The following is a 14,475-nucleotide window of genomic DNA, read 5'->3' on the forward strand; positions in this document are numbered from 1 at the left end:
CTGTCCAGTCTACCTGGTGGATGCCCCTTCATGGGCAGGCTGGGGGCGTGGGCCCCGCGCAGTGGTGCGGAGCTCAGCCGTACGTGTCGCGCGGCCCGCGGCCCGAGACCCGTCGCCGGCCGTGCCCGAAGCCGTGACCGACGGGTCCGAGGACCTCGATCTGCACGACGACGCCCTCGCCGAGGGTCTCGTCGAACCGCGCGAGCATGGTCGGCGCGAGCAGCCGCAGGTTCGCCGCCCAGGCCGTCGACGACGCGCGCACCGTCAGCAGCCCGGACACGAAGGACACGTACTCGCAGTGCTCCGCGACCTGCGGCCCCACGATGTGCGCCCACCGGTGCACGAGGTCGCCGACCATCAGGCCGGGCTCCCAGCCCAGGTCCCGCGCGAGCAGCCCGGCGGACACCGCGAGCGGCTGCGGGTCGCGCGGGCCGGCGCCCGCGCCGCTGCTGATCGGCCTGCTGCGCACCACGCCCGGGCGCAGGCCACGCGCCCGCGCCGCCGCCTTCGCCCGCGCCAGCGCCGCCCGGACCACCTGCTCCGGGGGCGTGAGCGTCACCAGCTCGGAGACCGGCACGCCGTCCGGCACCGCGGTCGGGGCGGGCAGCAGCGCGTCGTCGTCGGTGCCGTCGTGCCCGGCCGTCGCCGCGCGGCCGGCGTCCGCGCCGCCCGCCGCGGGCGAGCGACGTCCACCGCGACCGGCGCTAGAGGACACGCGCCACCTCGCCCGCCATGACGTCGACGCGCGCACCCGCCAGCGGCTCCGGCACGTCCTGCGGGACGGCCGCGGTCACCAGCACCTGCCGCGCGCCCGCGACCAGCTCGGCCAGCCGCTCGCGACGGCGCGTGTCGAGCTCGGCGAAGACGTCGTCGAGGATGAGGACCGGCTCGCCGTCGGGGCCCCAGTCCGCCGACCACGCACCCGCGTCGTCGACACCGTGCGTGAGCAGGGCGTACGACGCGAGCCGCAGCGCGAGCGCGACCGACCACGATTCGCCGTGGCTCGCGTACCCCTTGGCCGGCAGGTCGCCGAGCTGGAGCACGAGGTCGTCGCGGTGCGGGCCGACGAGGCACACGCCGCGCTCGATCTCCTTGCCGCGCAGCCTGCCCATGGCGTCGAGCAGACGCGCCTCGACGAGCTCGACGCCTGCGTCGGGGGCGAGCTCCGCGTGGTCCTCCGGGGTCTGGCCCAGCGCGGTGTCGAGCGACGAGCGGTACGTCAGGACCAGGTCGCCCTGCCCCGCGCTGACCTGCTCGTACGCGTGCGCGGCGCGCGGCCGCAGGGCCGCGACCAGCGCCTGGCGCGCGACCACGACCTGCGCGCCCGTCTGCGCGAGCTTGGCGTCCCACACGTCGAGCGTCCGCAGGTCCGCACCCGAGCGGGCGCGCGTCGCCGCCGCGGCCGACTTCAGCAGGGCCGACCGCTGCCGCAGGACGCGCTCGTAGTCGCCCAGCACCCCGGCGATGCGGGGCGTGAGCTGCACGAGGAGGTCGTCGAGGAACCGCCGCCTGCCGTCCGGGTCGCCCTTGACGAGCGCGAGGTCCTCGGGCGCGAAGAGCACGGTCCGCAGGATGCCCAGCACGTCGCGCGCGCGGCCGGGCGAGCCGCCGTTGATGCGCGACCGGTTGGCCTTGCCCGGCGTGATCTCGACCTCGACCAGGGTGGCCCGCTCCTCGCGGACGACCTTGGCACGCACCACGGCGCGGTTCGCGCCCGCCCGCACCAGCGCGGCGTCCGACGGCACGCGGTGGCTGCCCAGCGTCGCGACGTACCCGACCGCCTCGACGAGGTTCGTCTTGCCCTGCCCGTTGGGTCCGACGAGCGCGGTGATGCCCGGCTCGAGCGGGAGCTCGACCTGCGGGTACGACCGGAAGTCGGTGAGGGACAGGTGCGCGACGTACACGCGGCTCAGGCCTCCGACGTGGGCGGCGCCGACGGTGTGACGGTCTCCCCGCCGGCGGCGCGCACGGCGTGCCCGCCGAACTGCTGGCGCAGCGCGGCGACCGCCTTCATCGCCGGCGACTCACCCTGGCGGGAGGCGAAGCGGGCGAACAGCGCCGCGGAGATGACGGGCGCCGGGACGGCGAGGTCGATCGCCTCGTCGACGGTCCAGCGACCCTCGCCCGAGTCCTCGACCCAGTCGTCGATCGCCGTGAACTTGGGGTCCTCGGACAGCGCCTGGACGAGCAGGTCCAGCAGCCACGAGCGCACCACGGTGCCGGTGCTCCACGCACGCATCGTCGCGGGAACGTCCGTGACCAGGTCCTTCGCGGCCAGCAGCTCGTAGCCCTCGGCGTACGCCTGCATGAGGCCGTACTCGATGCCGTTGTGCACCATCTTGGCGTAGTGCCCGGCACCCACCGGACCGACGTGGACGAAGCCGTCGGCGCGCTCGCCCGGGGGGCGCAGGGCGTCGAAGACGGGCATCGCACGCTCGACGTCCTGCGGCGAGCCGCCGACCATCAGGCCGTACCCGTTCTCCAGGCCCCAGATGCCGCCGGAGACGCCGGCGTCGATGAAGCCGACGCCGTGCTCGGCCAGGAGGGCCCCGTGGGGCTCGTCGTCCTGGTAGTAGGAGTTGCCGCCGTCGATGACCAGGTCGCCCGGCGCCAGGAGGCCCGCGAGGTCCTGGATCACCGCGTCGGTGATCGGACCGGACGGCACCATGACCCACACGACGCGCTCACCCGCGGGGAGCGCGTCGACCAGCGCCTCCAGCGACGGCACATCGGTCACGTCGGGGTTGCGGTCGAAGCCGGTGACCTCGATGCCTGCGTCCCGGATCCGCTGGCGCATGTTCGCGCCCATCTTGCCCAGGCCCACCAGACCGATGTGCATCGTCTCGCCCCTCTCCGCTGCGTGCCGTGGTTCGCCGACGGCCGTCCCGGACACTGTCCCGCACCTGCGGCACACCCGCGCGTGCGAACCTCAGCTCGCGAAGCGGATGGGCACCAGCAGGTAGCGGTAGTCCTTGAGGTCGTCGCCCTCGAGCGACTCCTGGCCGGTGAACTCGACCGGCTTGTTCGGGTGCGTGAACGACATCCGGACGAACGTCGTGTCGATCGCGCCCAGGCCGTCGGCCAGGAAGTGGGGGTTGAAGGCCACCGAGATGTCGTCGCCCGACAGCACGGCCTCGAGCGCCTCGGACGCCTGCGCGTCGTCGCCCTGACCGGCGTCGAGGACGACCTGGCCCTCGCTGAACGTCAGGCGGATCGGCGTGTTGCGCTCGGCGACGAGCGCCACGCGCTTGGCCGCCTCGGCGAGCGCCTGCCGGTTGACGATGGCGTGGATGGGCGTGTCGTCGGGGAACAGCCGGCGGACGGGCGGGTAGTCGCCGTCGACGAGCAGGCTCGTCGTCTGGCGGCCGGCCGCCTCGAAACCGATGAGGTCGACGCCGCCACCGGTGGACAGCGCCACGGACACCGAGCCCGAGCCGCCGAGCGACTTGGCGGCGTCCGACAGCGTGCGGGCGCGCACCAGCGCGACGGCCTCGACACCGGGGTTCGCCGGCTTCCACGTCATCTCGCGCAGAGCGAGGCGGTAGCGGTCGGTCGCCAGCAGCGTGACGCGCTCGCCCTCGATCTCGACGCGGACGCCGGTCAGCAGCGGCAGGGTGTCGTCGCGGCTCGCGGCGACGGAGACCTGGGCCACGGCGTGCGTGAGCTCGTCGCCGTCGACGGTCCCGGTGACCTCCGGCATGACCGGCAGGTTCGGGTAGTCCTCGACGGGCATGGTCAGCAGCGTGAAGCGGCTCGCACCGCACGTGACCTGGACCTTCGTGCCGTCGAGCACGACGTCCACGGGCTTGGCGGGCAGCGCGCGGGAGATCTCGGCGAGCAGCCGCCCGGAGACCAGGACCGTGCCGGGCTCGCTCACGTCGGCCGGCAGCTGCGCACGGGCCGAGACCTCGTAGTCGAAGCTCGAGAGCTGCACGGTCCCCGTCGTGTCGGCCTCGATGCGCACGCCCGCGAGGACGGGCACGGGCGGCCGGGTCGGCAGGCTGCGTGCGGTCCACGTGACGGCATCGGCGAGGACGTCACGATCGACGCGGAACCTCATGCATCACCTTCTCGTCATCCGGCCCGGGTGCCCTCGTCGGTGCGGTGTTCACGAGCACGACGTGGCACGTCAGCGGGCGCTGGCGGGGCTGGTCCGAAGACTACGCGACAGGTCCGACGCCCGGAACACCGGGGACCGGCCGGCGTCCGGGCGTCCGAGCCGCCGCCCCACCAGCCCCAACGTCGGTGTGTGGATCTCCCTCGGATGAATGGTTCGTCATCGTCATCGGGGCTGTTGATCATGGGGACAAGTGGTCGCTTCGCAGGTCACGAGGCGTGTCGGCCTGTGCGGGGCATGGGGACGGCGCGCCGAGGCACCGGTGGACGGTGGTGGACGGACCGAGCGCCGTCCTTCGGCGTCCACCGACGACCCCCACCCCGTCCACAGGTTGCGGGCGTGTCGTCCACCGTCGTCCACAGGTCTGTGCACAGGTGTGAACATTCGTCCCATGCATGTTTCACCCGTGCTGTGGAGGACCCCGGGGGCGGTATCTGCCGGTTTGAACGTGAGAGTGCTCTCATGCAGGAGGCGCCACGGGCAGGTTCCGGAGGGTGCCCAGGCGCTCGACGAGCGACCGCTGACCTCGCGTCGTTGCAGGTCAGGGCGCCTGTCCGCCGTGGTGGGGCGGGTCTGCCGTGTCGAAGTTCCCCGATGGGGTGAAGGAGTTCACAAGTGTCCCCAGGCAGTGGGCAAACCTGTGGACAACCCGGACGACCGGTGGATGACAAGGGACCTTCGGCACAAGCGGGTCACCCGGGACGGCCCGTCGGGGCAGGCCGGAGGGCGGGCGGCGACGCGGGCGCGTGCGCGTGCGCGCCCGGATGGTCGTCCTCAGCCGCGGTGCTGCTGCTTGATGCGGTTCGTCAGCTCGGTGACCTGGTTGTAGATCGAGCGGCGCTCGGCCATCAGCTCGCGGATCTTGCGGTTCGCGTGCATGACCGTCGTGTGGTCACGTCCGCCGAACGCCTGGCCGATCTTCGGCAGCGACAGGTCCGTCAGCTCGCGGCACAGGTACATGGCGATCTGCCGGGCCGTGACGAGCACGCGCGAGCGGCTCGATCCGCACAGGTCCTCGATCGACAGGCCGAAGTACGCCGCGGTCTGGCCGATGACCGTCGTCGCGGTGATCTCCTGCGTCTGGTCGTCGGTGATGAGGTCCTTGAGCACGATCTCCGCCAGCGACACGTCGACGAGCTGCCGGTTGAGGTTGGCGAACGCGGTGACGCGGATGAGGGCGCCCTCGAGCTCACGGATGTTGGTCGAGATCCGTGACGCGATGTACTCCAGCACGTCGTCCGGGGCCTGCAGGCGCTCGCTCGCGGCCTTCTTGCGCAGGATCGCGATGCGGGTCTCGAGGTCGGGCGGCTGCACGTCGGTGATGAGGCCCCACTCGAACCGGGACCGCATCCGGTCCTCGAACCCGTTGAGCTGCTTGGGCGGGACGTCGGACGTGATGACGACCTGCTTGCTCGCGTTGTGCAGGGTGTTGAAGGTGTGGAAGAACTCCTCCATCGTCTGTTCCTTGCCCTGCAGGAACTGGATGTCGTCGATGAGCAGCACGTCGACCTCGCGGTAGCGCCGCTGGAACGCGCCGGCCTTGCCCTCGCCGATGGAGTTGATGAAGTCGTTGGTGAACTCCTCGGAGTTCACGTACCGCACGCGGACGGTGGGGTAGAGGTTCTGCGCGTAGTGGCCGATCGCGTGCAGCAGGTGCGTCTTGCCCAGACCCGAGTCGCCGTAGATGAACAGCGGGTTGTAGGCCTTGGCCGGCGCCTCCGCGACCGCGACCGCGGCAGCGTGCGCGAACCGGTTGGACGAGCCGATGACGAAGGTCTCGAACAGGTACTTGGGGTTGAGCCGCGCGGGCTCCGACAGGCCACGCCGCGGCGCGGGGGCCTCGTACGCGGAGCCGTCGATCGCGCGCAGGGACGGCCGGGTCTCGGGACGCTGGCCGTCGTCCGGGGCGCCGCCGTCCGTCGAGGAGTCACCCGAGTGGTCCCGCAGGAAGCCGGGGTGCGAGGTGACCAGCGCGAGGTCCGGGCGCTGCTCGCCGTTGCGCTCGTACGGGGCGGTGGCGGGAGCGGAGGGGGAGGGCGGCACGACGCGCAGGGCCGGCGGCACGTCGTCCGCCACCTCGGCGTCGACGGTGATCGCGAAGCGGGCCTCACGACCCAGGGCCTCGGTGAGCGCCTGCGTCACCTCGGCGCGCACGCGCGTCTCGAGGTACTCCTTGGTGAGGTCGTTGCCGACCGCGAGGAGCATGGTGCCGTCGAGCAGCCCGAGCGGGTGCGCCAGTCGCACGAAAGCCAGCTGACGCGGCGTGATGTCAGGGCTCGCCTCGAGGCTGGTCACGACGTGGCCCCAGACGCGGGTCGGCTCTTCGTCCTGTGACAACGTCTACCTCGATGGTCGGTCCTGCGGGTGGCTGAGTGTGGCACGGGCAACCGTCGTCCACATAGTTGTCCACACCTGTGCGCGCCCGTGATATGGGGGTGTCCGTCGAGCCCTCACTCGCCCTCGTCGGGCCCCGGGCACCGGCTCCGGATGCGCTCCCGTGCCGCGGCCACGGGCACCCCGCCGGCGGCGGCCGGTCGACGTCGCACGACGATCCGATGCTAACGGCCGCGTCGATGGTGCGTAAGCGCGCGAGCGGGTGAGAGCCGCGACACGCCGAGGACGGTTGCGGCCTGAGCCCGATGATCTACGGTAAGGCGTCAGTGACGCTCCCCGCGACGTCGGGGCCAGCACGACGCCGCTCCTGCATTTGACCCCGTCGAGGGTGGGAGCGTAGCGTGGTCCAGCCTTTCAACGGCTCCGTCCGGCGCGCCCTGACGCCGTCGCACGCCTCACCGCGTGCGTTCCTGGAGCGGTCGAACCCGGCACCAGGACCTGGTCGCGCGACTGCGTGCGATCGCTACGACAAACGTGTGGAGAACGTCGTGACCAAGCGCACCTTCCAGCCGAACAACCGGCGCCGGGCCAAGACCCATGGCTTCCGCCTGCGCATGCGCACGCGTGCCGGTCGCGCCATCCTCGCGGCTCGTCGCCGCAAGGGGCGCACCGAGCTCTCGGCCTGACGCTCGTCCCGGTGCTCCCCGCAGCGCACCGGATGCGCCGATCTGCCGACTTCCAGCAGACGGTGCGCCGGGGCGCGCGTGGGGGCCGCGACACCCTCGTCGTGCACCTCACGACCACGACCGACCCCGGCCCGCCGGCGGTCGGTCTCGTCGTGTCCCGGGCGGTTGGCAACGCCGTGACCCGCAACCGGGTCAAGCGCCGTCTGCGGGCGCTCGTGGCGGCACGCCTCGAGGGACTCCCGACCGGTTCGCTCCTCGTGGTCCGCGCGCAACCCCCGGCCGCGTCGGCGTCCTCCGCCGATCTCGGCCGGGACCTCGACGGCGCCGTCGCCACGGCGGGGCGCCGCCTCACGCGACGGCTCGACGGCTAGGACCGACGATGACGTGGCAGAGGATCTGGGCGGGGGTGCGGCACGCGCCCACCTCCGCGCTCCTCGCGCTGCTGTGGGTGTACCAGCGCGTGATCTCGCCGCTGACGCCCCCGACCTGCCGTTTCTACCCGTCGTGCTCCCAGTACGCGGTGGTCGCGGTGCGACGCCACGGTGCGCTGCGCGGCGGCTGGCTCGCCGTCCGCCGGGTCGCGCGCTGCCACCCCTGGAACCCCGGTGGCGTCGACGACGTTCCACCGGTGCGCGACGCGCACCACTCTCACGACGCGACCACGGTCGCGCACTGACGCTCGCGAGGAGCACCGCTTCATGGACTGGATGGACGGCCTGCTGTTCCCACTGATGGTCGTGGTCGCCTGGATCATGGTCAGGTTCCACGAGCTGCTCACGTGGATCGGTCTCGACCCGACCAGCGGCGCCGCCTGGGGCCTGTCGATCGTCGGGCTCGTGATCGTCATGCGGATCCTGCTGATCCCGCTGTTCTTCAAGCAGATCAAGGCCTCGCGCGGCATGCAGCTGGTGCAGCCGGAGATGCAGGCGCTGCAGAAGAAGTACAAGGGCAAGAGCGACCCGGCGTCCCGCGAGGCCATGAGCCGCGAGATGATGGAGCTGTACAAGAAGCACGGCACCAACCCGTTCGCGTCGTGCCTGCCGATCCTGCTGCAGTCGCCGATCTTCTTCGCGCTGTTCCGGGTGCTGTTCGAGCTGCCGCGTCTCGCTGCCGGGACCTATGACCGCGCTGACGCGATCGGGCCCATGACCAGGGAGCTCGCGGCCCAGGCCGAGGCGGCGACGATCTGGGGGGCGCCGCTGTCGGGCACGTTCCTCAAGGCCGACGGCAACGTCCACATCCAGATCGTCACGGTGATCCTCATCGTCGCGATGTCGGTGACGACGTTCACCACCCAGCGCCAGCTGACCATGAAGAACATGCCGCCGGCCGCGCTGCAGGGCCCGATGGCGCAGCAGCAGAAGATCCTGCTCTACATGCTCCCGCTGATCTTCGCGTTCTCGGGCGTCAACTTCCCCATCGGTGTGCTCCTGTACTGGACCACCACGAACCTGTGGTCGATGGGCCAGCAGTTCTACACGATCCGTCGGATGCCGGCGCCGGGCTCGGAGGCCGAGAAGGCCTACAAGGCGCGCCAGGCGCGCAAGGCCGCCGCACGTGGGCAGTCGATCGAGGAGCCGAGCACCACGGCCCTCATCGAGGAGAAGCCGCGCGGGCAGCGGCAGCAGCCCAAGCGCAAGGACCGGAACAAGCCGCGCCCGACCGGCACGGAGCCCGCCGACGCGGCGTCCGCACCTGTCGAGGACGCGCCCGTCGTGGACGCGCCCGCCACCGACGCCGTCACGGACGCACCGGTGACGCCCACGGGTTCCGCCGCGCGGCCCAAGAAGAAGCGCAAGGGGACGTCGCCGACGTCGACGGACGGTCCTGCAGCACCCTGACCACCACGTTCGCGGCCGTCCGACGTCGGACGGCGCGGGCGGGACTTCGCTGAACGGAGATGAGATGGCCAGTTCCGAGCCGAGCACGGCTGCAGATGGTGACCTCGTGACGCGCCTCGAGGAGGAGGGCGAGATCGCAGCCGACTACCTCGAGGAGTTCCTCGACATCGCCGACCTCGACGGTGACATCGACATCGACGTCGACCACGGTCGGGCGGCGGTGGAGATCGTGGCGGAGGAGGTCGGTGACGACTCCCTCCGGCGCCTGGTCGGCCCCGAGGGGCAGGTGCTGGACGCGCTGCAGGAGCTGACGCGCCTCGCTGTCCAGACGAAGACGGGGGAGCGGAGCCGGCTCATGCTGGACGTCGCCGGCTTCCGCGCAGCGCGTCGCAAGGAGCTCGTCGGTATCGCGGCCGAGGCGATCGAGCGCGTGCGGACGGGCGGCGAGCCCGTGACCTTGGACCCGATGAACCCGTTCGAGCGCAAGGTGGTGCACGACGCGGTCGCCGAGGCTGGCCTGGTCAGCGACTCCGACGGCGTGGAACCCGAGCGCCGCGTGGTGATCCGCCCCGCGTGATCTAGCCGGACAGCAGGACGAAGGGCGGGTGGCTGAGGCCACCCGCCCTTCGTGCTCATTAAGGCGTGACGGCCGCTGCGGCCGCCGCTGTGCCCGTCGCGGGCGTGTTTCACGTGGAACGGGCACGCGCGACGCTTGAGGTGGCGCGGTCGTCGGTGATCTCCATGACCGGTCGGTCGGCGCGCCTGCGCGCGTGGCGCGGTGTGGTGAGGCGGACGCCTCGGCAGCGGGCGTGTGCACGAGCGCGCACGCGGGGTGTGGCTCATGCGTCCTGCCGGGGGGTGCGGGCTCGTGCCTCGGACGTCTCGAGGCGGGGGAGAGTCGCGCACCTGAAGGGAATGATGGGGAAGGCCTCCGCTGCGCGCGTCCGTTGGTGGGGTCGTTCCACGTGAAACAGCGCCGTGTGGTGCCGTTCATGGGCGCCTACGACCGCCCGCTGTCCCGCGGGCACCTCCGCGGACGGACGTAGCGGCCGGCGTCGCACCGGTCATACGTGCGCATGGAACTCGCAGGTGTCGTGTCTGGCGACGCCTGATGGCGTCACGCGTTCCCGGAGCCTCCCGCCCGCGTCGATGCGGGGCGGTGGCGGTGGGGGACACCATTCCGTCGCTGTGCGCGCCGGGCAGGCGAACCCGGCGCGTCACGGGTGAGGAACAGGATCGGGCGGGCACCGTGGGGAGCCAAAGGGCGCTCACCCCTTGCCGCACGCCAGCGAGGGTCCAGCGGAACACGGGGCGGAAATTCCGCTGGTCGGGGCACGGTGCCGAGCGGTGCCGCGAGGGGCCCGTTGTGCCGCGGATGCGTCACTGGCGACAGTGCCCCGCCGCATCGCCAGCTCAGCGGCGCCGTCGACGGTGAGGAGACGTGTGCCGGCCGGTCGACGGGACGGCGCTTCTCGTGGACCTGTAGGCGGGGACGCAGCCCTTTCGCAGTGGTGATCCTACGGCGCCGGACGGGCGACAGGGCCTCGGCGAGGAGGGCGATGCGCCCGTCTACTGGACGCGGGGTGAGGTAGCCACTGGTCATCCCGACGCAGGGGTACCCGCCGTACGTGCGCTTGCCAGTCGCCCCGGCGTCGTCCGCGACCGCCCGCGCCCGGATCCACCGACGTCTGCTGTTTCACGTGGCTCCGTGGCTCCGTGGCTCCGTGGCTCCGTGGCTCCGTGGCACAGGCTGCGTCCTCGGCACCGATGGGGAGTGCCCGTCCGTCCGCCGGTGCGCCGGCGACGGACTCGGCCTCAGACCGACCGCAGGCAGGCCAGCGCTGGAGGTCCTCACATATCGACTGATGGGTCCGGCCCTCAGGCGTCCGGTGGTGTCGGCAAAGAGCCAACCCCCGCAGCGGTCCGGTCCGCAGCCTGCGCCGACCGCCTGGTCCAGAGGTGGTTGACGGGACTTGTACAGGTCCGGGCTCCAGGGGTGCTGCACGTCAAGGCGTCTCAGCTACGGCTCCCACAGCGTCCGGGAGGGGGTGGACGGTGTCGGAAGGCGGGCCGCTCGTCGTCGTGGGCGCGCGTAGGTCCGCGCCGGCATCTGCCCGGACTCCGACGACGCCGGTGGTCCGCTCGGCTACGACTGGGCGACGTGGGACGAGGAGAAGTACGCGGCCGCACGGGTGCGGGTGGCGGTGGTCCGTGGGCGCGACTGTGGTCAGTGCTCAGTGCGCAGTGCTCAGTGCTCAGTGCTCAGTGGTCGGTGGTCGGTGGTCGGTGGTCCGTCGCGTGTGGTCCGTGGGCCGAGGACGGCCATGCTGCGAGATCGAGCCGGCGAGGCAAGCGGACTGGCCGCGACGGCCACCGGGGGCTCCGTTGCGTAGTCGTCAGGCCAGGGCCGGGTGGCCGGTGTCGTCGAGCTCGATGTGCCCGGTGGCGGGTAGACCGCCGTCGTGGCCTGGGGTCGCAGGTCGAGCGCGACGCCGCCAGCGGGTCTCAGATGCCAGCTAGCGGGATGTTCCGCTGTGCGGTGATCGGCCTGGCCGCGACGGTGTGGGCATGCCCGCGTCGCCTTGCACTGAGGCGCCGCGCTCGGCCGGCTCCATCGGTGTCGCGCTCGGCCGGCTTCGGCGGCTCCATCGGTGCCGCGTCTCACCGTGCGCCTGGACGTGCGGCGCGCGGCGCCGAAGCGGGGGGAAGACCGCTCGCCACTTCTCGTCTCACTTGACCGTGTGGGCACCGGGTCGAGTGGCGGACAGCCGGGAGAGGGACAGGGGTCGCATCATCGCGACCCTGCTGCTTGTACGTGCCTGAGCGCTGACGGTCGGCCGTGTCAGTGATGCGCTGGCCCAGGGGGCAAGGTCGTCCACCACGACGACTGTGGGAGACCGGAGCGCTCGACCGGGACCGCACCCTGGATGTGAGCCGTACGGCACCGGGACGGGGGAGGACGGGGCCAGTGTCGAGCCGGGACGTAGTGCGGGCGGGCACTCGAGCAACCCGAGGTCCTGCACCTCGGTCACCTCACGGCCCGCGCGTCGGGGGCCCGCCGTGATCGTTGCGCTGGCCGGTCCGCTCGCCCTCCTCTTCATCGTGTCCGCCGCCTGCGCGCCGGCTGAGGCCTCACGTACCTCGAGCACGCCGGCTGAGGCCTCACGTACCTCCAGCACGCCGGCTGAGGCCTGGCGTACGTCGAGCACGCTGGCTGAGGCCTGGCGTACGTCGAGCACGCTGGGTGAGGCCTGGCGTACGTCGAGCACGCTGGCTGAGGCCTGGCGTACGTCGAGCACGCCGGCTGAGGCCTGGCGTACGTCGAGCACGCCGGCTGAGGCCTGGCGTACGTCGAGGAATCCGCGGTGAACCACGACGAGTCGGCGAGCACGTCCGAGTATCGCCAGACCGGGGTTGGTTCCACGTGGAACCAGCGCCCCTGGCGGATACCACGTGCCGCCTGAGCGGAGGGCCGCCGGCACGGCTCACTGAGTCGGCGGTGCCGCCGCGCGACCGTCGCCAGCCTTGCGGAGACCACGGCTGTCGGCGCTCCTGTCGCTCCAAGGTCCGGCCGACGGGGATGCGGCTGTCGACGCGTCTCGTTTCACGTGGAACGGTGTGCCGCGCGATGCGGGCGTCGTTCACTGATCGCCGTCGGAGGGGCGGGTCCGTCAGGCCGAGAGTGTCCGGCCGTGGTGGGCTGGACATCATCGGTGGGCGGGCGCCTCGGCCGGCGAACTCCTCTGGGCCGACCCTCACGCGGCGACGCCCGCGCATGACGTCGGGAACGATGTGCCGACGGCCAGAGACCGGTCCGCTGGCGGGAGGAGTTCGCGGAGACAGACCAGCGAGGTTGCTCACCGGACTGCGTGATGTGCAGGGCAGTCTCCGCGACCGACGCGAGGGGTGCCGGAGGTCACTGGGGTGCGGTCGGATGTCGGTCCGGTGGCTGCAGGTCAGACGCTCGTTCGCGTGGGCCAGAGATGGGAGTGACATGCGTCCGAGCTCGGACGGCATCCTTCTCGCGGGGTGGCCGGGGAGGCCGGTGCTGCTGTCCCCATGACAGCCGCCGCGGTGACCTGTCAGACCCGTGACCACTCTGGCGGCGTGAAGGGCACACGTCGGTCCGGTCAGGATCCTGCGCGCTCCCTCTGGCCCGCCATGCTGTTGGCGGTCGGTCCGCGACCACGCGATGGGCTCCCAGCCCTCTGGGGGACCGCGCTATCGGCCACCAGCCCTGTGGGGGCGGCGCGGTGGGCCCCAGGACTCTTCTTCGCCATGTTGTTCACGGCCGCCCCCTTTCGCGGCCACGCCTTCTGAGGCGACCCCCGTCGGGGGACACGCTGTCGGGGACCGCTCTGTTGGTGGCCACGCCGGCGGAGGCCAACCTTGGCCCGCCCGCCCGCCCGCCAGCCCGCCCTCCCGTCGGCGCGGCTCGCCTGGCACGCCGCACGCCGCGCGACCCGAGATGAGTAACTTCTTCGGATCCGGCAGGGCCCGTCCCATGCCCGCCGTGCACGCGCCCCGCGTCGGCGTAGGCAACGTCGCCACGCTTCGCGCGTCTGGCGCCCGCGCGCCCGGGCCGCGCGCCGCGTGTCAGAGGTATCCACAGCCGCGTGGTGGACGGCCTCGGCCACGCCGGGCGGGGTAGCGTATCCCCGCAACGAAGCGGGCATGGGGGCGATGCCCGTCAGAGCCTCAGGCTCGTTTCACGTGGAACAGGAGCCACCGAGTGCCAGACGGACCACGCGCTGAGTCAGCGTCCGACGCGATGGCCGACCCCTGGGACGGGGACCCGCGTCTGCCGGCGTTCTTCGGTGATGCGTGGCCCGCGGTCGAGGCGTTCCACGCGTTCCTTGCCGAGGAGGGGGAGCTCCGCGGGTTGGTCGGCCCTCGCGAGGTCGCGCGCCTTTGGGAGCGGCACCTGCTCAACTCCGCGGCTGTCGTGCCCTTCCTCCCCGAGGACGGGCTGATCGTCGACGTCGGGTCCGGCGCGGGCCTGCCTGGCATCGTCATCGCGGCGATGCGGCCCCAGGCGCAGGTGATGCTGGTGGAGCCGATGGAGCGACGCGTCACGTGGCTCCAGGACGTCGTCGAGCGCACCGGCCTGACGAACGTCGAGGTCAGACGCGCGCGGGCCCAGGAGCTGGACGGAGCCGTGGAGGCAGACGTCGTCACTGCTCGCGCAGTGGCGTCGCTGGACAAGCTGTACCGGTGGACCGTGCCACTCGTCCGGCCGGGCGGCAGCGTCCTCGCCATGAAGGGCGCCAGGGCCGAGGAAGAGCTCGCGTCCGCCGCGGGCGTCATGCGGTCGCTCGGTCTCGTCGATGGTCGCGTGCACGAGGTGACGACGATCGCCGGGACCGAACCCACGCGGGTCGTGTCAGCAGTCCGAGGAAGAGGTGCGCGTGTTCGGTAGGAAGAAGCGCCGTGAGGAGCGGGAGGCGGCAGAACGAGCGGCCGCCGAGGCGATCCAGTCCACTGCCGGAGCGGTCCC

Annotated in this window: 11 protein-coding genes; 6 read left to right on the forward strand and 5 right to left on the reverse strand. The window is 72.1% G+C overall.

Features of this window, described 5'->3' with window-relative positions; translation table 11 throughout:
- Positions 1-73 precede the first annotated feature (73 nt).
- The 5 genes from H9657_RS10670 to dnaA all read right to left on the reverse strand — a co-directional run bounded on the left by H9657_RS10670 (position 74) and on the right by dnaA (position 6,454).
- The gene (locus tag H9657_RS10670) at positions 74-715 is read right to left on the reverse strand and encodes a DUF721 domain-containing protein (RefSeq protein ID WP_318241429.1); all 642 of its coding nucleotides are present in this window, start codon (positions 713-715) and stop codon (positions 74-76) included.
- Positions 705-1,904: a DNA replication/repair protein RecF gene (recF, locus tag H9657_RS10675; protein WP_191783185.1), complete on the reverse strand. Its 1,200-nt coding sequence runs from the start codon at positions 1,902-1,904 to the stop codon at positions 705-707. Before recF ends, H9657_RS10670 begins: the two co-directional genes overlap by 11 nt.
- 5 nt (positions 1,905-1,909) lie before the next feature.
- Complete coding sequence (gene gnd / locus H9657_RS10680; protein WP_191783186.1) at positions 1,910-2,839, reverse strand: phosphogluconate dehydrogenase (NAD(+)-dependent, decarboxylating); 930 nt, start codon at positions 2,837-2,839, stop codon at positions 1,910-1,912.
- A gap of 90 nt (positions 2,840-2,929) precedes the next feature.
- A complete protein-coding gene (gene dnaN / locus H9657_RS10685; protein WP_191783188.1) occupies positions 2,930-4,060 on the reverse strand; it encodes a DNA polymerase III subunit beta in 1,131 nt (376 codons plus the stop codon).
- A gap of 831 nt (positions 4,061-4,891) precedes the next feature.
- Entirely contained in the window at positions 4,892-6,454 is a 1,563-nt protein-coding gene (dnaA, locus tag H9657_RS10690) for a chromosomal replication initiator protein DnaA (protein ID WP_191783190.1), read from the reverse strand.
- 545 nt (positions 6,455-6,999) lie between these two features.
- Here dnaA and rpmH point away from each other — a divergent pair.
- From rpmH to rsmG, 6 genes are all read left to right on the forward strand, one after another.
- A complete protein-coding gene (gene rpmH, locus H9657_RS10695; RefSeq protein ID WP_191783193.1) occupies positions 7,000-7,137 on the forward strand; it encodes a 50S ribosomal protein L34 in 138 nt (45 codons plus the stop codon).
- Between the two features lie 11 nt (positions 7,138-7,148).
- Positions 7,149-7,508: a ribonuclease P protein component gene (rnpA, locus tag H9657_RS10700; RefSeq protein ID WP_191783195.1), complete on the forward strand. Its 360-nt coding sequence runs from the start codon at positions 7,149-7,151 to the stop codon at positions 7,506-7,508.
- Positions 7,509-7,516: 8 nt separating this feature from the next.
- Positions 7,517-7,813 (forward strand): membrane protein insertion efficiency factor YidD, encoded by a 297-nt coding sequence (gene yidD, locus H9657_RS10705; RefSeq protein ID WP_191783197.1) that lies wholly within the window; start codon positions 7,517-7,519, stop codon positions 7,811-7,813.
- 22 nt (positions 7,814-7,835) lie between these two features.
- Positions 7,836-8,978 carry a membrane protein insertase YidC gene (yidC, locus tag H9657_RS10710; RefSeq protein ID WP_191783199.1) on the forward strand — a complete coding sequence of 381 codons (1,143 nt, stop codon included), beginning with the start codon at positions 7,836-7,838 and terminating at the stop codon, positions 8,976-8,978.
- 64 nt (positions 8,979-9,042) lie between these two features.
- Positions 9,043-9,555: a Jag family protein gene (locus tag H9657_RS10715; protein WP_191783201.1), complete on the forward strand. Its 513-nt coding sequence runs from the start codon at positions 9,043-9,045 to the stop codon at positions 9,553-9,555.
- A gap of 4,194 nt (positions 9,556-13,749) precedes the next feature.
- Positions 13,750-14,397 (forward strand): 16S rRNA (guanine(527)-N(7))-methyltransferase RsmG, encoded by a 648-nt coding sequence (gene rsmG, locus H9657_RS10720; protein WP_191783203.1) that lies wholly within the window; start codon positions 13,750-13,752, stop codon positions 14,395-14,397.
- The last annotated feature ends 78 nt before the right edge of the window (positions 14,398-14,475 follow it).

It is taken from the genome of Cellulomonas avistercoris, assembly GCF_014836445.1.
GTDB classification, from domain to species: Bacteria; Actinomycetota; Actinomycetes; order Actinomycetales; family Cellulomonadaceae; genus Cellulomonas; species Cellulomonas avistercoris.